The sequence below is a fragment of the Brevundimonas diminuta 3F5N genome (genome assembly GCF_900163625.1).
GTDB classification, from domain to species: domain Bacteria; phylum Pseudomonadota; class Alphaproteobacteria; order Caulobacterales; family Caulobacteraceae; genus Brevundimonas; species Brevundimonas diminuta_A.
The window spans coordinates 1-17,873 of the sequence record NZ_FUIE01000020.1 but is presented as its reverse complement, the minus strand read 5'-3'; the positions used below and the strand labels follow the sequence as shown (position 1 = coordinate 17,873).

Below are 17,873 nucleotides of genomic sequence, written 5' to 3'. Positions count from 1 at the left end.
TCATGCGCCAGCCCGCACTCTTCTTTGGTCACGGTTCTCCCATGAACGCCCTGGGCAGTCCCTTCGCGGACACCTGGCGCGCGCTGGGGGAGGAGATCGACAAACCGAAAGGCGTCGTCATGGTCTCGGCCCACTGGGAGACGCGCGGGCTGGGCGTGACGGCGCAGGAGCGACCGGAAACTATCCATGATTTCGGAGGCTTCCCGCCTGAACTTCACGCTATGCAATATCCCGCGCCCGGCTCGCCTGCTCTGGCGGACCGGGTGGCGGAGCTGACCGGCGCCGCCCAGACGACGCAGTGGGGGCTGGATCACGGAACCTGGTCCGTGCTGGCCCATGTCTGGCCGGATGCCGACGTGCCTGTGGTGCAGTTGTCGCTGGATCGCACCATCGACGCCCGCGCCCATTATGAATTGGCCAGGCGCCTGCGCCCGTTGCGGGATGAAGGCGTGATCGTCGCCGGTTCGGGCGACTTCGTGCACAATCTCCGGATGTGGAAACGCGCGGGCGGCGAGCCCTATGACTGGGCCGTCGACTTCAACGAGGCGGTGAAACGCGCCTTCACGACGGGCGATCATGACGCCCTGATCGACTGGGTCCATCTGGCCGAACAGGCGCAGCTCAGCGTGCCGACGGACGAGCACTACCTGCCGCTGCTCTACGTCGCCGCTCAACAGGCGCCCGGCGAATCCTTGAGTTTCTTCAACGATGTGATCGACGGCGGTTCGATTTCGATGACGGGCGTCCGGATCGGCTAACCGGACGCCGCGCCACCTGTCTCAGCGGCGGCCGCCGCGCAGGGCGTTGTCCAGCGACCACGGCCCCGGCCCGGCGAAGACCAGGTACAGGAAGACGAAGCAGTAGAGCGCCGCCAGCTCCCCGCCGTTGTTGATGGGGTAGGGGCCTTGCGGGGCATGGACCATCCAGTAGGCCACGGCGGTGAAGCCCGACAGGATGAAGGCGGTCGGGCGGCTGAACAGACCCAGCACCAGCAGGACGCCGCCGACCAGTTCGATCGGGCCGGACCAGCCTGCCAACGTCGACAGGTCGACCACGCCGCCACGCCCGCCGGGCGGGAAGCTCAGGATCTTTTGCGCGCCGTGCTGGAGCAGCAGCAGGCCTGAGACGATTCTCAGGATGCTGAGAAAATGCGGTTCCCAGGTGGCCAGGGATGTCGAACGTCGGGCCATGAAGTCTCCTCGGCCGTTACGCCCCGCGAGCGGGACCGGACGGCCGAGGTTATGACACTTGCGCCGAACGGCAAGCGCCTTGTCAGGCGCGCTTCAGTTCATCCTCAACCATCTTCTGGATGGTCACATAATCGGTCTTGCCGGTGCCCAGGACCGGGATGGTCTCGACCTTGATGATCTTCTTCGGCACGGCCAGTTCGGGCGCCCCGTTGTCGCGGGCCCATTCTGTGAGGCGAGCGGATTCAGCCCCTGCGACGTCTGTAACCAGGACCAGGCGCTCGCCCTTCTTGCTGTCGGGCACGGCGATGACGGCGTGATGACCTGTCGGCCAGACGCCGCCGGCCATGCCCTCGACCGCCGTCAGGGACACCATCTCGCCGCCGATCTTGGCGAAGCGCTTCGCACGCCCCAGGATGGTGATGTAGCCCTCGGCGTCGATATCGACGATGTCGCCGGTGTCGTGCCAACCGCCCGCCAGGGGCTCCAGATTGTCGGGGTCGCTCGGCGAAATATAGCCTTCCATCACGTTCGGCCCGCGCAGGAACAGGCGGCCGCCGACCTCGATGCCTTCGACCGGCTCGATCCGGTATTCCATGCCCGGCAGGATCTGGCCCACCGTGCCCGGCCGGTTGCGGTCGGGGTGGTTCACCGCCACCACAGGCGCCGCCTCGGTGGCGCCGTAGCCTTCCAGCAGTTCGACGCCGCCGAACTTGGTGTTGAACATCTGGCGAGTCTCGTCGCGAACCTTTTCCGCGCCCGCCACGGCGAACTGCAGGGTGGCGAAATCGCCCGGCTCGGCCACACGGGCGTACTGGTTCAGGAAGGTGTCGGTCGCAAACAGGATTGACGCCTTCACCTGGGGCAGCAGGTCGGTGATCTGCTTGGCGTGCAGCGGCGACGGATATTCAAACGCCTTCAGGCCCTGCAACAGAGGCAGCAGCACCCCGCCGGTCAGGCCGAAGCAGTGGAAGGTCGGCAGCGGGTTGAACATGACCCAGTCGGGGTTCAGGTCGATGTGCGCCGCGACCTGGCGCGCGTTGGCGACCAGATTCTTCTGGCTCAGCACCACGCCCTTGGGCGCGCCGAAGCTGCCCGAGGTGAACAGGACCACACCCGCCGAATCCGGATCGGTCTTCACCCGAAACCGCTTGGGGGCCATGCCGGCGCTGAGGCCGTACATCTTGTCGGCAAAGCCGATGGTTTTGCGGATGTCGTCCAGCCAGACGATCTCGGAAACCTCGCCCAGAGCCTCCATCAGGTCATCCAGCTTGGCCTGGGTGACAAAGCGCTTGGCCGACAAAATCTTCTTCACGCCCGCGGTTTTCAGCGCAGCCTTCAGGTTGGCCTCGCCCGATGTGAAGTTCAGCATGACGGGCACGCGCCCGAAGGCGTGCAGGGCGAAGAAGGTCACGACCACGCCTGCGCTGGACGGCAGCAGAACGCCGACGCGCTCGCCCAGCTGGGTCAGTTTGGCGATCTTGCGGCCCAGCACGAAGGCGGCGCGGATCAAGCCCGTATAGGTCAGTGGGTGGCGATCCTGGTCTTCCAGAATCTCCTTGTCGCCGTAGCGGGCGCGCGCATCGATCAGCGCGTCGAACAGGGTCTCTTCATAGACCTTGGGGTCCAGGGCAGCCCGCAACAAGCACGTCCTCCTTCGGAGAGCTCTGGCGCGGCCCTCTCGGTTACAAGAGGCCGGAACCTAGTGACGTAAGGTCGCCTTGAAAAGATGCGTAACGTCGCGTGATGACGTTCTGTTGTCGGACTGAAACCGTCTGTGCCTTGCCTTTACACATCGGAAAGCCGACATACCGCCTTCAGAAACAGGAGCCAGACCGCCGGCGATGGTCACGCTGATCGACACCCTGCAGAAGAAGCCGTCTGAGCTTCGTCACCCGGAAAAGCAGAACCGCCCGGAATCGGCGGTGCTGAAGAAGCCTGACTGGCTGCGCGTGAAGGCGCCCGGCTCGGGCCAGTACAACGCGACCAAGGACATCGTGCGCTCGAAGGGGCTGCACACTGTCTGCGAAGAGGCCGCCTGTCCGAACATCGGCGAGTGCTGGAGCCAGAAGCACGCCACCCTGATGATCATGGGCGACACCTGCACGCGGGCCTGCGCCTTCTGCAACGTGAAGACCGGCCTGCCGCAACCGCTGGACCCGGAAGAGCCGGGCAAGGTCGGCCTGGCCGTCGCCCAGATGGGCCTGAACCACGTCGTCATCACCTCGGTGGACCGTGACGATGTGTCCGACGGCGGCGCGGCCCACTTCGCCGAAGTGGTGCGCCAGATCCGCATCCAGGCGCCGAACACCACCATCGAAATCCTGACGCCCGACTTCCTGCGCAAGGACGGCGCGGCCGATGTGATGATCGACGCCACGCCCGACGTCTTCAATCACAACCTCGAGACGGTTCCGCGCCTGTATCTGAAGATCCGGCCGGGCGCCCGCTACTTCCACAGCTTGCGCCTGCTGCAGATGGTCAAGGAGCGCGACCCGAACCAGTTCACCAAGTCCGGCATCATGGTCGGCCTGGGCGAGACCAAGGAAGAGGTCATGCAGGTGATGGACGACATGCGTTCCGCCGGCGTCGACTTCATCACCATTGGTCAGTACCTGCAGCCGACGCGCAAGCACGCCGCCATCGACCGCTTCGTCACACCGGAAGAGTTCAAGGCCTATGAGGCGATCGCCAGGGCCAAGGGCTTCCTGATGGTGTCGTCGTCGCCGCTGACGCGTTCGTCGCACCATGCGGGCGATGACTTCGCCCGGCTGCGCGCAGCGCGCGAGGCCCAGCTGTCGTCCCGGAACGGCCGCTGAACCCTTGGCCGTCCATCGCGTAACGCGCATCCTGCCCTATGCGCCCGAGCAACTCGCCGCCATGGTGGCGGACGTGCGCGCCTATCCCGACTTCGTGCCGTGGATCACCTCCATGCGCGTCTGGAACGTGCGGGACGAGGCGCCGGGCGTGCATCTGCTGGATGCAGAGGCCGGGGTCGGGTTCGCCTTCCTGACTGAAAAGTTCTCGACCTGGGTGCGTCACGACGTTCACGCGCCCAAGGTCGAGGTCGGCCTGATCCGCGGCCCGTTCAAGCATTTGAAGAACCGCTGGGAGTTCCATCCGCATCCGCAGGGGACGCGACTGGAATTCTCCATCGACTTCGCCTTCAAGTCGCGCATGCTGGACATGATGCTTCAGGCGAACTTCGACCGGGCGGTCGACAAGCTGATCCAGTGTTTCGAGGGCCGGGCTAAGGCTCTCTACGGCAAGAGGTAGGACCATGGGCGCGCCTTTCGACTTCGATGCGACGGTCGTGGGCGCGGGGGCTGTGGGGCTTGCCTGCGGTCGGGCGCTGTCGCGGCGCGGCCTGACGGTGCTGGTGCTGGAGAAGGAGCCGCACATCGGCCAGGGCGTCTCCTCGCGCAATTCCGAGGTGATCCACGGCGGCCTCTACTATCCGACCGGCTCGCTGAAAGCGAAGTTCTGCGTCGAGGGGCGGCGCGCCCTCTACGACTTCCTGGAAAGCCGCAAGGTCGACCACTGGAAGTGCGGCAAACTGGTCGTGGCGACCGAAGAGGCCGAGGTTGAACGCATTGAGGCGATCTTCCAGCAGGCGACGACCAACGGCGTCGAGCGGCTGGAGCATCTGACCGGCGCCCAGGCGCGGGGGCTGGAACCGGAGCTGAACGCCCACGCCGCTATCCTCTCACCCGAGAGCGGGGTGTTCGACAGCCACGGCTATATGCTGGCGCTACAGGGCGAGATCGAGGACGCGGGCGGCTCGGTCGTGATCTCGGCGCCGTTCGAGAGGGCTGAAAGCCTGCCGGGCGGCGGATTCTCGATCCGTGTGGGCGGGGAGGGGGCGATGAGCCTGAGCAGCCGTCTTCTGGTCACGGCGCCCGGCCTGTCGTCTCAGGATGTTGCCGCGCGAATCGATGGCTATCCCGCCGCCGATATTCCGGCGCGCCATCTGGGCAAGGGAATCTATTTCCGCCTGACCGGACCAGCGCCGTTCAACCGCCTGATCTATCCGCCGCCCATTCCTGGCGCGCTAGGCACCCATTACCGCAAGGATCTGGGCGGGCAGGGCGTGTTCGGCCCCGACCTGGCCTATGTCGAGACCGAGGACTATTCCGTCGATCCGGCCAAGGCCGACGAGTTCGCGCGCTACATCCGCCGCTTCTGGCCGGGCGTGACGGTGGAGCGGCTGACGCCTGACTACGCCGGCATCCGGCCCAAGCTGCACGGACCGGGCGAGCCGCAGCCGGACTTCCAGCTCCACGGCGTGGCGAATCACGGAATGGAGGGGCTGATGGCCCTGTTCGGCATTGAAAGCCCTGGCCTGACCAGTTCTCTGGCTATCGGCGAGGCCGTGGCGGAAAGCCTTACGGCAGGGGTTTGACGTCTATTCCGTCGACCTGCGCCGAGACCCTTGAAATCGGTTGCGTCTTCATGCATAAGCCCGCCCTCGCGTGGCGGCTCTTATCGGGGGGCCGCCGCTGTTGTTTTCGCGTCTTCACCGGCGCACCGACTTAGAGATTGAGACGGACATGGCCGTTCCGAAGCGCAAAGTATCCCCCTCGCGTCGCAACATGCGTCGTGCTCATGACGCCCTGGGCGCCAACACCTATGTCGAAGACAAGGACACCGGCGAACTGCGTCGTCCCCACCACATCGACCTGAAGAGCGGCATGTACAAGGGCCGTCAGGTTCTGACCCAGAAGGAAGACTAAGGTCTCCTCTGGCGATCCGGCTTCGGCCGGGCGCATGTTCAGCGGCGCGCGAGCTTCTCGCGCGCCGTTTTCGCATATGTTCGCCGCAGTCTCGGCTGTGGCGATTCCAACGGGTCTGGTCTAAACCGGCCCGACCTTTCCCAACTCAGTCAGAGCGCAAAGTTTCATGACCGATATCGTCGACATCGTCGCCCGCCAGATTCTCGACAGCCGTGGCAATCCGACGGTTGAAGTGGACGTGATGCTGGAAGACGGCAGCTTCGGGCGCGCGGCGGTGCCGTCGGGCGCCTCGACCGGCGCGCACGAAGCTGTCGAACTGCGTGACGGCGACAAGGACCTGTGGGGCGGCAAGGGCGTCGAAAAGGCGGTCGACGCCGTCAACGGCGAGATCTTCGACGCCTTGTCCGGCATGGACGCTGAGGACCAGCGCCGCATCGACGAGGCCCTGATCGAACTGGACGGCACCGAGAACAAGTCGCGCCTGGGCGCCAACGCCATGCTGGGCGTGTCTCTGGCCGTAGCCAAGGCTAGCGCCATCTCGGCCGGCCTGCCGCTGCATCGCTACATCGGCGGCGTTTCGGCCCGCATCCTGCCGACGCCGATGATGAACATCATCAACGGCGGCGCCCACGCCGACAACCCGATCGACATTCAGGAATTCATGATCATGCCGACGGGCGCCGAGAGCTTCTCGGAAGGCCTGCGCATGGGCGCCGAAATCTTCCACGCGCTGAAGAAGGCGCTGAAGGATGCCGGTCACAACACGAACGTCGGCGACGAGGGCGGCTTCGCCCCGAACCTGGCCTCGGCCGACGAAGCCCTGACCTTCATCACCAAGGCGGGCCAGGCGGCCGGCTATCTGGCGGGCGAGGACTTCCACCTGGCGCTGGACGTCGCCTCGACCGAGTTCTTCAAGAACGGCAAGTATGAGCTGGCAGGCGAAGGCAAGTCCTTCGACGCCGAGGGCATGGTCAACTATCTGGCCGACCTGGTCGAACGCTTCCCGATCGTCTCGATTGAGGACGGCTGCGCTGAAGACGATTTCGACGGCTGGAAGCTGCTGACGGACCGCCTCGGCGATCGCGTCCAACTGGTCGGCGACGATCTGTTCGTGACCAACCCGCGCCGTCTGGCCGCGGGCATCGGTGAAGGCTTGGCCAACTCCATCCTGATCAAGGTCAACCAGATCGGCACCCTGTCCGAGACGCTGGACGCCGTCGATATGGCGCACCGCGCGGGCTACACCGCCGTCATGTCGCACCGTTCGGGCGAGACCGAAGACTCGACCATCGCCGACCTGGCCGTGGCCACCAACTGCGGTCAGATCAAGACCGGCTCGCTGGCCCGTTCGGACCGGACGGCCAAGTACAACCAACTGCTGCGCATCGAAGAAATGCTGGGCGACCAGGCCGCCTATTTCGGCGACGGCATGCTGCTGAAATAAGCCGCATCACGAAGATGTGCTGGGCGCCGCCTCCGGACCTCGGGGGCGGCGTTCGCAATTACGGCCAAGCTACGGTTCGTTAGGCATTTTCCCTCACTGATAGGTCACTGTGTTTATGCGCGCTCAGAAGGAGCGTCCGTCGTGCCCGAGCAGATGAAGCCTTACCTGCCGTCCATCCTGTTGTTGCTGCTGATCGCCTATCTGGGCGTGCAAGCCCTGACGGGTGAACGCGGCCTGCTAAGTGGCGGTGAACGCGACGCTTTGCTGGAGCAGCGCCAGACACAGCTGAGCCGCCTGGCCGAGCAGCGCCAGGACCTGGAGGTCCGTGTCCGCTATCTGCGCACAGAGAGCCTGTCGAAGGATCTGTTGGAGGAACGGGCGAGGGCGGTGATCGGCTTCGCCGACCCGCGCGACTATGTGGTGCGGCTGAACGGCCCCGCTGGCCACAACCCTGACGCGACGCGCGCCTCCTGAACTATTGTTACAGCCCGGCTGGCTGCTTTGCGTTTCGGGAACGAAGGCTGCTAAAGCCCCTTTCTGTAACGATAAGAGTCCCTGAAACAGGGGTGTAAGCCGGGAGATGCCGGATGGCGAAAGCCGCCGCTCAGAAAAACTCGCCCAGCACGGGCGACAAGATTCCGAACACGCCTCAGGCTTCCAAGGAAGACCTGCTGCGTTTCTATCGCGAGATGGTCCTTATCCGCCGCTTTGAAGAGCGCGCGGGCCAACTGTACGGCATGGGCCTGATCGGGGGCTTCTGCCACCTGTACATCGGTCAGGAAGCCGTGGCCGTTGGCGTTCAGGAGAGCGTCAAGCAGGGCTACGACAAGATCATCACGGGGTATCGCGACCACGGCCACATGCTGGTCGCGGGCATGGACCCCAAGGAAGTCATGGCCGAGCTGACGGGCCGCATCGGCGGGTCGTCCAAGGGCAAGGGCGGGTCGATGCACATGTTCGACGTGCCGACCGGCTTCTACGGCGGTCACGGCATCGTCGGCGCCCAGGTGGCGCTGGGCACGGGCCTGGCGTTCGCGGGCAAGTACCGCGGCGATGACTCGGTCAGCTTCGTCTACTTCGGCGACGGCGCCTCGAATCAGGGTCAGGTCTACGAGAGCTTCAATATGGCCCAGCTGTGGAAGCTGCCGGCCATCTACATCATCGAGAACAACCAGTACGCCATGGGCACGAGCATCGAACGCTCGTCCTCCACGACCGAACTGTATCAGCGCGGCGCCAGCTTCGGCATTCCGGGCGAACAGGTCGACGGCATGGACGTGCTGGCCGTGCGTGACGCCGCCGCCCGCGCCGTGGCCCGCGCCCGCGCCGGCGAAGGCCCCTACATCCTGGAAGTGAAGACCTACCGCTATCGCGGCCACTCCATGTCCGACCCGGCCAAATACCGGACGAAGGAAGAGGTGGACGAGGTCAAGAAGACCCGCGATCCGATCGACCACCTGAAGATGCTGCTGGCCGCCGCCAAGGCGACCGAGGAAGAGCTGAAGGCGATCGACAACGAAGTGAAGGCCATCGTGGCCGAAGCCGTGCAGTTCGCTCAAGAGAGCCCTGAGCCGGACCCGTCCGAGCTCTATACCGACGTCTACGTGGAGGCCTGATACGTGACGGACATTCTGATGCCGGCGCTGTCCCCCACGATGGAAGAGGGCACGCTCACCAAGTGGCACATCAAGGCTGGCGACGTCGTGTCGGCCGGTCAGGTGATCGCCGAGATCGAAACCGACAAGGCGACGATGGAAGTCGAAGCCGTCGATGAAGGCGAAGTGCTGGAAATTCTCGTGGCCGAAGGCGCCGAGAACGTGAAGGTCAACACGCCGATCGCCCGTCTGGCAGACGAAGACGGCGCCGCTGCGCCTGCGCCCAAGGCCGCCGAGCCGATGACCGCCGTCGAGGCCGAAGCGCCTGTCGCCGTGGCGGCCGCTGCTGCGCCGGTTCAGCCCAAGGTGGAACTGCGCGACCCGGAAATCCCCGCTGACGCCAAGCTGGTGAAGACCACCATCCGCGACGCCCTGCGCGACGCAATGGCTGAGGAAATGCGCCGCGACGAGGCCGTCTTCCTGATGGGCGAGGAAGTCGCCCAGTATCAGGGCGCCTATAAGGTCAGCCGCGACCTGCTACAGGAATTCGGCGATCGCCGCGTGGTCGACACCCCGATCACCGAGCACGGCTTCGCTGGCCTGGGCGTCGGCGCCGCCATGGCGGGCCTGAAGCCCATCGTCGAGTTCATGACGTGGAACTTCGGCATGCAGGCGATCGACCATGTGATCAACTCGGCTGCCAAGACGCTGTACATGTCGGGCGGCCAGATCCGCTGCCCGATCGTGTTCCGCGGCCCGAACGGCGCCGCCGCCCGTGTGGCGGCCCAGCACAGCCAGGACTATTCGGCCTGGTACGCTCAGGTTCCGGGCCTGAAGGTCATCGCCCCTTATGACGCTGCTGACGCCAAGGGTTTGCTGAAAGCCGCCATCCGCGACCCGAACCCCATCGTCTTCCTTGAACACGAGATGATGTACGGTCACGAGTTCGACGTGCCGGACGTTGAGGACTACGTCGTGCCGATCGGCAAGGCCAAGGTCCGCCGCGAAGGGACGGACGTCACCATCACGGCGCACAGCCGCATGGTCGGTTTCGCCCTTCAGGCCGCCGAAAAGCTGGCTGAAGAAGGCATCTCGGCCGAGGTCGTCGACCTGCGCACCCTGCGTCCGCTGGATCACGAGACGATCGTTGAGAGCGTCAAGAAGACCAACCGCCTGGTTTCGGCCGAAGAAGGCTGGGGTCCGATGGGCGTCGGCGCCGAAGTGGTGGCCCGCGTGATTGAACACGCCTTCGACTACCTGGACGCTCCGCCGCTGCGCGTGCACCAGGAAGACGTGCCGCTGCCCTATGCCGCCAATCTGGAAGCCCTGTCTCTGCCGGGCGTCGACAAGATCGTCGCCGCCGTGAAGAAGGTGATGGCATGACGGAGGCCCTGGAAGCCAAGGCTCTATCGATCCCCGAGGGGCTCGACGGCGCCGATGAACAGGTGCTGGAACTGATCCGCGTGTGGTGGAACGTCGACGGGCCGCAGATGAACATCCGCCCGGCTCTGCGCGAACCGGCGAACATCGGCGTCGTGCTGGCCGAACTGGCTTGGCATTTCTCTCACGCCTACGCCGACATGCACGGTTTCGACCAGCCGACAGCCTTTAAGGCTATCCGCGACAGCTGGGACGCCGCGCACGAAAAGGCGGCTTCCAGCCAGCAGACGGAGACCGCTCAATGACCGACATCCTGATGCCCGCCCTGTCTCCGACGATGGAAGAGGGCGTCCTGGCCAAGTGGCACGTCAAAGTCGGCGACACAGTCTCGGCCGGCGATGTGATCGCCGAGATCGAGACCGACAAGGCGACGATGGAAGTCGAAGCCGTGGACGAAGGCGAAGTGCTGGAAATCCTCGTGCCGGAAGGCGCCGAAGGCGTGAAGGTCAATACGCCGATCGCCCGTCTGTCCGGCGACGACGTGGCGCCTGCGTCCAAGAAGACTGATGCTCCGGCTGAGACGCCGAAGGCTGAAGCGCCTAAGACGGAGGCTCCGAAGGCCGAGGCGGCGTCTGCTCCGGCCGCACCGAAGTCTGATGACGGCGGCCGCATCTTCGCCTCGCCGCTGGCGCGCCGTATGGCCGCTCAGGCCGGTCTGGACCTGAAGAGCGTGGCCGGCACCGGCCCGCATGGCCGTATCGTCAAGCGTGACGTGGAAGCCGCAGGCAAGGGCGGCGCCAAGCCGGTCGCCTCGGCTGCTGCTGCCCCTGCGGCAGGCGTCGAACCGCGCAAGGTCATGTCGCTGGCCCAGATGGGCATCCCGGACGGCAGCTACGATCTGATCCCGCTGGACGGCATGAAGAAGGCCGTCGCCCGTCGCATGGTCGACAGCATCCAGAACGTGCCGCACTTCCCGCTGTTCATCGACTGCGAGATCGACCAGCTGATGGCCGTCCGCGCCAAGGTGAACAAGATGCTGGAGCCGCAGGGCATCAAGGTCTCGGTGAACGACTTCGTCATCAAGGCCGCTGCGCTGGCCCTGAAGATGGTGCCGGAGGCGAACGCCTCCTACACCCCGGAAGGCATCGCCATGCACCACAACGCCGACGTCTCGATGGCGGTGGCGATCGACGGCGGCCTGATCACCCCGATCATCCGCAAGGCCGAGACCAAGGGTCTGGCCCAGATCGCGACCGAGTCCAAGGATCTGGCCAAGCGCGCGCGCGAGCGCAAGCTGAAGCCGGAAGAGTTCCAGGGCGGCACCTTCTCGGTGTCCAACCTGGGCATGTTCGGCATCAAGTCCTTCTCCTCGATCATCAATGAGCCGCAAGGCTGCATCATGAGCGTGGGCGCAGGCGAGCAACGTCCGGTCGTCAAGGACGGGCAGTTGGCCGTGGCCACGGTCATGACCGTGACCCTGACCTGCGATCACCGCGTGGTCGACGGCGCGACGGGCGCCCGCTTCCTGCAGGCGTTCAAGCCGCTGATCGAAGATCCCGTGGCGATGCTGGCCTAATCACATGATCCCGAAAAGTGTCAGCGGTTTTCGGATGAGATCATGTGCTGAAAAAGTGGGAGGGGTGAAGTCATGACCTCGGTCTATGACTTCTCCGCCCGCGCCATCGACGGCGCGGACGTCTCGCTGGATCGTTTTCGCGGTCAGGCGCTGCTGATCGTCAATACGGCGTCCAAGTGCGGCTTCACCGGTCAGTATGACGGGCTGGAGAAGCTGCACCGCGACTTCGCCGACGCGCCGTTCGAGGTTTTGGGCTTTCCCTGCAACCAGTTCGGCGCGCAGGAGCCGGGCAGGGCGGCGGAAATCGCCGCCTTCTGCGCCAGCAGCTTCGACGTGACCTTTCCCCTGTTTGACAAGGTCGAGGTCAACGGACCGAACCGCCACCCCCTCTATGCCTGGTTGACCCGACAGAAGCGCGGCTTCCTGGGCTCCCAGGCCATCAAGTGGAACTTCACCAAGTTCCTGACCGACCGCGAAGGCCGCGTCGTCGCGCGCTATTCGCCCCAGACTGAACCCGAGGCCATCAAGGCCGACATCGAGAAGTTGATCTGATCATGGCTGCTGAATTCGATCTCGTCGTCATCGGCTCGGGCCCCGGCGGTTACGTCGCGGCCATCCGCGCCAGCCAACTGGGCCAGAAGGTCGCCATCGTCGAGCGCGAGAACCTGGGCGGCATCTGCCTGAACTGGGGCTGCATCCCGACCAAGGCCCTGCTGAAGTCGGGCGAGAAGTTCGAAAGCCTGTCGCACCTGAAGGACTACGGCCTGTCCGCCTCGGGCGCGTCGTTCGATTTTGACGCCATCATCCAGCGTTCGCGCGGCGTGGCCAAGCAACTGAATCAGGGCGTCGGCTTCCTGATGAAGAAGAACAAGATCGAGGTCATCGAGGGCTCAGCCAAGCTTGAGAAAGGCGCGGCTGCGCCGAAGGTCGTCGTGGCGCTGAAGGCTGGCGGCACGCGCGCGATCGAAGCCAAGACCGTCATGCTGGCCGTCGGCGCCCGCGCCCGCGCCCTGCCGCAGATCGGCTTGGAGGCGGATGGCGACAAGATCTGGGCCTATCGCGACGCCCTGGCGCCGAAGAAGCTGCCCAAGACCTTCGTCGTTATCGGTTCGGGCGCCATCGGCATCGAATTCGCCAGCTTCTACCGGGCTTTGGGCGCTGAGGTGACGGTCGTTGAAGCCGTGGACCGCGTCATGCCGGTCGAGGACGAAGAGGTCTCCAAGGCCGCCCAGAAGGGCTTCGAGAAGCGCGGCATCAAGTTCAAGCTCGGCGCCAAGGTGACGAAGGTCACCAAGGATTCCAAGGGCGTGAAGGTCGATCTTGAAGTCAACGGCAAGGCCGAAAGCCTGGAGGCCGAGGTCTGCATCTCGGCCGTCGGCATCACCGCCAACACCGACGGCATCGGGCTGGAGGCGCTGGGCGTCGAACTGGATCGCGGCCACATCAAGACCGACAGCCACTGCCAGACCAATGTGAAGGGCCTGTACGCCATCGGTGACTGCGCCGGCGCGCCCTGGCTGGCGCACAAGGCCTCGCACGAAGGCATTCACGCCGCCGAGCACATCGCCGGCTACAAGACGCCGAACGTCCATTCGCCCATCGCTGGCTGCACCTACGCCCAGCCTCAGGTCGCCTCGGTCGGGGTGACGGAGCAGGGGGCCAAGGCCGAAGGCCGTGAGGTCAAGATCGGCCGCTTCCCCTTCAAGGTGAACGGCAAGGCCATCGCGGCGGGCGAGACCGAAGGCTTCGTCAAGGTCATCTTCGACGCCAAGACTGGCGCCCTGATCGGCGCCCACATGATCGGCGCCGACGTCACCGAGATGATCCAGGGCTACGTCACCGCCATCACCATGGAAGCGACCGAGGAAGACATCCACGGCATCGTCTATCCGCACCCGACCATGTCCGAGGCCATGCACGAAGCCGCCCTGGACGCCTATGGCCGTGTGATCCACATCTAGGGCGGTTGTTAGAAAATCTGAACTGTGGCTAAGAGGATCGCTCCTCCCCATGGTTCGGATTTTCCATGATTGTCGCGCCTGACGTCCTCGGCCTGATCGGCAACACGCCCCTGGTGCGCCTCAAGCGCGCTTCGGAGCTGACCGGCTGCGAAATCCTGGGCAAGGCCGAGTTCCTGAACGTCGGCGGCTCGATCAAGGATCGTGCGGCGCTCAGCATCATTCGTGCGGCGCGCGCCTCGGGCGCGTTGAAACCCGGCGGGACCATCGTCGAGGGCACCGCGGGCAACACCGGCATCGGTCTGGCGTTGGTCGGCGCGGCGCTGGGCCACCCGGTCGTCATCGTCATGCCGCGCACCCAGACGGAAGAGAAGAAGCGCGCCGTTCGCCTGCACGGCGCTCGTCTGATCGAGGTCGATCCGGCGCCCTTCGCCAGCCCCAACCACTTCGTCCATTTCTCGCGCCGTCTGGCCGAGGAACTGAGCGACAGCGAACCGAACGGCGCCTTCTACGCCGATCAATTCGACAATCTGGCTAATCGCCTGGCTCACTATGAAGCTACCGGTCCGGAAATCTGGAAACAGACCGACGGCCACATAGACGGCTTCATCTGCGCTGTCGGTTCAGGCGGCACCCTGACCGGAACCACGACCTATCTGCGCGAACAGAATCCGGCGCTGAAGATCGGATTGGCCGACGTGCCGGGCGCCGCTCTCTACAGTTGGTTCACCGAAGGCGTGCTGAAAGGCGAGGGCGGTTCGGTCGCCGAGGGCATCGGCGTCAACCGCATCACCGGCAACCTGAACGGCCTGTCGGTCGATCACGCCTATCGGATCGAGGACGCCGAGTTCCTGCCCATCCTGTTCGATCTGGTGCGGGACGAGGGGCTGTCGCTCGGCCCGTCCAGCGGCGTCAACATCGCGGGCGCCATCCGCATGGCCCGCGACATGGGACCCGGCCACACCATCGTGACCGTGCTGTGCGACGCGGGCCAGCGTTACGCCAGCAAGATCTATGACCCTGGCTTCCTCAACGCACGCGGCCTGCCGGCGCCCGACTGGATAAGCCGATGACCCGCCGCAAGGAACCAGCCGCCGAAAGTCGGATTCCGCCGCTTAACGCCCTGAAGGCGTTCGAGGCTGCAGCACGTCGTCTCAACATCACCCGCGCCGCCGAAGAGCTCTCGGTCACGCCAGGCGCTATCAGCCAGCAGATCCGCATCCTGGAGGAACACGCCGGCGCGCCTCTGTTCCATCGTGAAGGCCGCCAGATCGCCCTGACCGAGCTGGGCGCCGAACTCTACCCCTTGCTGCGTGACGGGTTCGACTATCTGAAACGGGCAGGGGATCTGCTGTATCGCCCCGACCGGCGTCACGCCCTGGCGGTCAGCGTACCGCCGTCCTTCGCCTCGAAATGGCTGGCGCCGCGCATCGCCCGTTTCGCGGCCGCGCATCCTGAAATCGAGGTGTGGATGTCCGCTGACATGCGCCTGGCCGATGTCAGCGGCGGACGGGTCGACGTGGCCGTTCGCTATGGCCGGGGCGACTATCCTGGCGTGCGATCCGAAAAACTGCTGGACGCTGACGTAACCCCGGTTTGCGCACCGTCGTTAACTATGGGCGAAAACGCCTTGCGTCGTCCGTCAGACCTGGCGCGCCATGTGCTGATTCACTTGCGTCCCAGCGAGTTGGAGGAACCGCGCCCGGACTGGGCGGCCTGGTTCAAGGCGCGTGGACTGACGAACACTGACGTCCAGGCAGGGCCGCGGTTCGATCAGACAGCGCTGGCCATCGAGGCGGCGGCACACGGCCAGGGCGTGGCCTTGGCGCCTTATGCCTTCGTAGCCGGGGATCTGGCATCCGGCCGCCTGGTGGCGCCTTTCGCTGACGGCGCGCTGAGCACGGCGTTGGCTTACTACGTCCTGATCAAGCGCAGCGGCGCGTCAGCGCCCGCCAGAGCCTTTGCCGCCTGGCTGAAGGAAGAGGCGCAAGCAGCCGCAGAGGCGAGCGTCGATGATCTGTGAGGCGTGTTGGTTTTTATCGCCTAAGATATATTATGCGAAGGCCGACCAAGTTCATTTCCGTTGCAACATGAGCTCAAGCCCAAGCTGCGCAGCCATTCAAAACAGCGCAGCAGCTTGGGCTTGGGCGGGCTCCATTCGACACGTATGCCCTTGATCATTCCCGTCTAATCCTGCTGAAGCTACGACAGCTACGGTTGGTTGTGTGTTTTGGCGTATGAGTTTGATCCCAGCATCCTTGCGCGGTCCAGTATGCACCGATGCGCTCGGGCTACCTCGGTATGCCGCAACGATATGGCTTGATTTTCTCAACGCACACCAGGCCATCGCGACGCGCGAAAAACATGCCTTTGCTATATCCCAACTCTATCATGATGCTGAACGCCTGAATCCGCCAGTCGACCTCGATCGAGCGCTTGTTGCTGCGGATCTCAACGCTATCCAACGCGTACTGTCCTCAGCCTTGTTAGGTCATCAGTCTCAAACGGCGCCGGAGAAGCGTTGGGCGCTCCAAAGGCGCTTCGTGTTCGGTGTCCTAAGTATGATTAACGGGGCCGATCCTCGAGATCTATCGAAGGACCTGCAGCGTCTTCAGCGCTCCTATTCGCAGCTACGCGCCCAGCCAAAAGCAGCTACTGCGTCGATCCAAGTAAAGTCCTTGCCTGCCATTGTCCTAGAAGATGTGTTTGACATCGTGAACCCCGACAGCGAGAGAAATCCGTTTCGCACTGAGACAAATCGGTGGCGGAATTATGCCATGGCTCTAATGCTATTCCAGCTTGGCTTGCGTCGCAGTGAATTGCTTCTTCTTACACCCGATAGCCTTCAGAATGAGTTCGATTTTCGCACGGGAGAACAGGTATTTTGGGTCAGTATTCGCCCGCCAGAGCACGAAGATCGACGATCCAGTTCACCGCAACTGAAGAACCATTGGGCAAGCCGCGACCTGCCGCTGTCGAGAGCACTTACAGCAGCGATTGACAACTATATCGTTCATTATCGCGGTGACCCGGCGCATGGGTACCTATTCTCTTCGCAGGAAGGGGCTCCGATATCCAAGCAGTCACTCAATGAGATATTCCTGAAGATAAAACGGAGTCTTTCTGCTCAGGCGCGCAATGCCTTGGCCGCGCGAGCTAATGACCAACTCTCGCCCCACTCGCTTCGACACACAGCAGCTGTAGTCAGGTATCAACGATTTTCGGAGGGCGGGATGGAGTTTGAGGAAATAGGGCGCAGGATTCGTCCCTTTATGGGGTGGGCTCCAGGTTCAGAAATGCCATTTCACTATGCTCGCGCATTCTTCGAGCCGCGCTACGCGAAGATGTGGAACGAAAGTTTCGATGACACTCTGGCAGCGTTGCGAAGCGGAGTGTGGAGCTAGTGGTGCAGTATTCACTTTTTCCGCTCGATCAACAGCCCCCTCCCCTCCCTGCTTTGCCGGCCATGCCGCCCTTGGTCAGGTACAGGGATCGTTACGGCCGCAAAGATGTGACGCTTAAACAGCCTGCTCTGAGCGAGTGGTCGCTGCACATTAATGGAGGTATTAGAAACCTCAGATTGAGCTTTGATCACCCATGGATCGATCAGTTTATCCGGGCGCATTTAGCTGACAGATTAATTGAAGGTTCGGTTACAACCGTAATGAACTACGGCCATCGCTATATAGCGATGCACGACGAGGGAAAGCTTCACGCGATAGTGTTTGCGGTTGCGACTTTGACCCCTAACGATTTTCAAAAACTATGGATCGATCAGTTCCGAGATCAACTATCTAGGCATGACGCTGTTGCGATAAGATCTGCGATACGTTTCGCGTGCGCTTGGGAAATTGGACGCTGGCATCCCGCTGATTTGGATTTTGTTCGCGCGCTTCCTGGACACGATCTGGATAAATATAAAGGCGTTCGAGACGCCTCGAGCTTTGACGTGCCCCTGAGAATTTCCTCCACGCGGAGCTAGAGTCCGCCCCTTGAAAGG

General features: G+C 63.8%; 19 protein-coding genes. 17 read left to right on the top strand and 2 right to left on the bottom strand.

From position 1 onward, the window contains the following. Positions 1-2 precede the first annotated feature (2 nt). A complete protein-coding gene (gene ygiD, locus FM111_RS03465) occupies positions 3-758 on the top strand; it encodes a 4,5-DOPA dioxygenase extradiol (protein ID WP_087139341.1) in 756 nt (251 codons plus the stop codon). A gap of 21 nt (positions 759-779) precedes the next feature. Here the strand turns inward: ygiD and FM111_RS03460 are convergent, their stop codons facing one another. Together FM111_RS03460 and FM111_RS03455 are read right to left on the bottom strand one after the other, a co-directional pair. After that, positions 780-1,190, bottom strand: coding sequence for a DoxX family protein (locus FM111_RS03460; RefSeq protein ID WP_087139340.1), 411 nt, complete (start codon positions 1,188-1,190; stop codon positions 780-782). Positions 1,191-1,272: 82 nt separating this feature from the next. After that, positions 1,273-2,829, bottom strand: coding sequence for an AMP-binding protein (locus FM111_RS03455; protein WP_373407952.1), 1,557 nt, complete (start codon positions 2,827-2,829; stop codon positions 1,273-1,275). Positions 2,830-3,031: 202 nt separating this feature from the next. Between FM111_RS03455 and lipA the strand changes: the two genes are divergently transcribed. From lipA to FM111_RS16120, 16 genes are all read left to right on the top strand, one after another. Further along, positions 3,032-4,006, top strand: coding sequence for a lipoyl synthase (gene lipA / locus FM111_RS03450; RefSeq protein ID WP_087139338.1), 975 nt, complete (start codon positions 3,032-3,034; stop codon positions 4,004-4,006). 4 nt (positions 4,007-4,010) lie between these two features. After that, positions 4,011-4,463 (top strand): type II toxin-antitoxin system RatA family toxin, encoded by a 453-nt coding sequence (locus FM111_RS03445; protein ID WP_087139337.1) that lies wholly within the window; start codon positions 4,011-4,013, stop codon positions 4,461-4,463. Between the two features lie 4 nt (positions 4,464-4,467). After that, positions 4,468-5,589: an NAD(P)/FAD-dependent oxidoreductase gene (locus FM111_RS03440; protein ID WP_087139336.1), complete on the top strand. Its 1,122-nt coding sequence runs from the start codon at positions 4,468-4,470 to the stop codon at positions 5,587-5,589. Positions 5,590-5,737: 148 nt separating this feature from the next. Beyond that, positions 5,738-5,920: a 50S ribosomal protein L32 gene (gene rpmF / locus FM111_RS03435; RefSeq protein ID WP_087139335.1), complete on the top strand. Its 183-nt coding sequence runs from the start codon at positions 5,738-5,740 to the stop codon at positions 5,918-5,920. 166 nt (positions 5,921-6,086) lie between these two features. Next, complete coding sequence (gene eno / locus FM111_RS03430; RefSeq protein ID WP_087139334.1) at positions 6,087-7,364, top strand: phosphopyruvate hydratase; 1,278 nt, start codon at positions 6,087-6,089, stop codon at positions 7,362-7,364. A 153-nt stretch (positions 7,365-7,517) separates the two neighbouring features. After that, positions 7,518-7,838 (top strand): FtsB family cell division protein, encoded by a 321-nt coding sequence (locus tag FM111_RS03425; RefSeq protein ID WP_087139333.1) that lies wholly within the window; start codon positions 7,518-7,520, stop codon positions 7,836-7,838. A 113-nt stretch (positions 7,839-7,951) separates the two neighbouring features. Beyond that, positions 7,952-8,980 carry a pyruvate dehydrogenase (acetyl-transferring) E1 component subunit alpha gene (pdhA, locus tag FM111_RS03420; protein WP_087139332.1) on the top strand — a complete coding sequence of 343 codons (1,029 nt, stop codon included), beginning with the start codon at positions 7,952-7,954 and terminating at the stop codon, positions 8,978-8,980. A 3-nt stretch (positions 8,981-8,983) separates the two neighbouring features. Beyond that, entirely contained in the window at positions 8,984-10,342 is a 1,359-nt protein-coding gene (locus FM111_RS03415; protein WP_087139331.1) for a pyruvate dehydrogenase complex E1 component subunit beta, read from the top strand. After that, complete coding sequence (locus FM111_RS03410; RefSeq protein WP_087139330.1) at positions 10,339-10,644, top strand: DUF5076 domain-containing protein; 306 nt, start codon at positions 10,339-10,341, stop codon at positions 10,642-10,644. The genes FM111_RS03415 and FM111_RS03410 overlap by 4 nt, the downstream gene beginning before the upstream one ends. Next, entirely contained in the window at positions 10,641-11,915 is a 1,275-nt protein-coding gene (locus tag FM111_RS03405) for a pyruvate dehydrogenase complex dihydrolipoamide acetyltransferase (RefSeq protein WP_087139329.1), read from the top strand. The genes FM111_RS03410 and FM111_RS03405 overlap by 4 nt, the downstream gene beginning before the upstream one ends. Positions 11,916-11,987: 72 nt before the next feature. Beyond that, positions 11,988-12,467: a glutathione peroxidase gene (locus FM111_RS03400; protein ID WP_087139328.1), complete on the top strand. Its 480-nt coding sequence runs from the start codon at positions 11,988-11,990 to the stop codon at positions 12,465-12,467. A gap of 2 nt (positions 12,468-12,469) precedes the next feature. Further along, positions 12,470-13,876: a dihydrolipoyl dehydrogenase gene (lpdA, locus tag FM111_RS03395; protein ID WP_087139327.1), complete on the top strand. Its 1,407-nt coding sequence runs from the start codon at positions 12,470-12,472 to the stop codon at positions 13,874-13,876. A 65-nt stretch (positions 13,877-13,941) separates the two neighbouring features. Continuing rightward, a complete protein-coding gene (locus tag FM111_RS03390) occupies positions 13,942-14,946 on the top strand; it encodes a cysteine synthase A (protein WP_087139326.1) in 1,005 nt (334 codons plus the stop codon). Beyond that, entirely contained in the window at positions 14,943-15,896 is a 954-nt protein-coding gene (gene gcvA / locus FM111_RS03385; protein WP_087139325.1) for a transcriptional regulator GcvA, read from the top strand. Before FM111_RS03390 ends, gcvA begins: the two co-directional genes overlap by 4 nt. A gap of 220 nt (positions 15,897-16,116) precedes the next feature. Continuing rightward, positions 16,117-17,277, top strand: coding sequence for a site-specific integrase (locus tag FM111_RS03380; RefSeq protein ID WP_167349643.1), 1,161 nt, complete (start codon positions 16,117-16,119; stop codon positions 17,275-17,277). Positions 17,278-17,279: 2 nt separating this feature from the next. After that, complete coding sequence (locus tag FM111_RS16120; RefSeq protein ID WP_143276039.1) at positions 17,280-17,855, top strand: hypothetical protein; 576 nt, start codon at positions 17,280-17,282, stop codon at positions 17,853-17,855. The last annotated feature ends 18 nt before the right edge of the window (positions 17,856-17,873 follow it).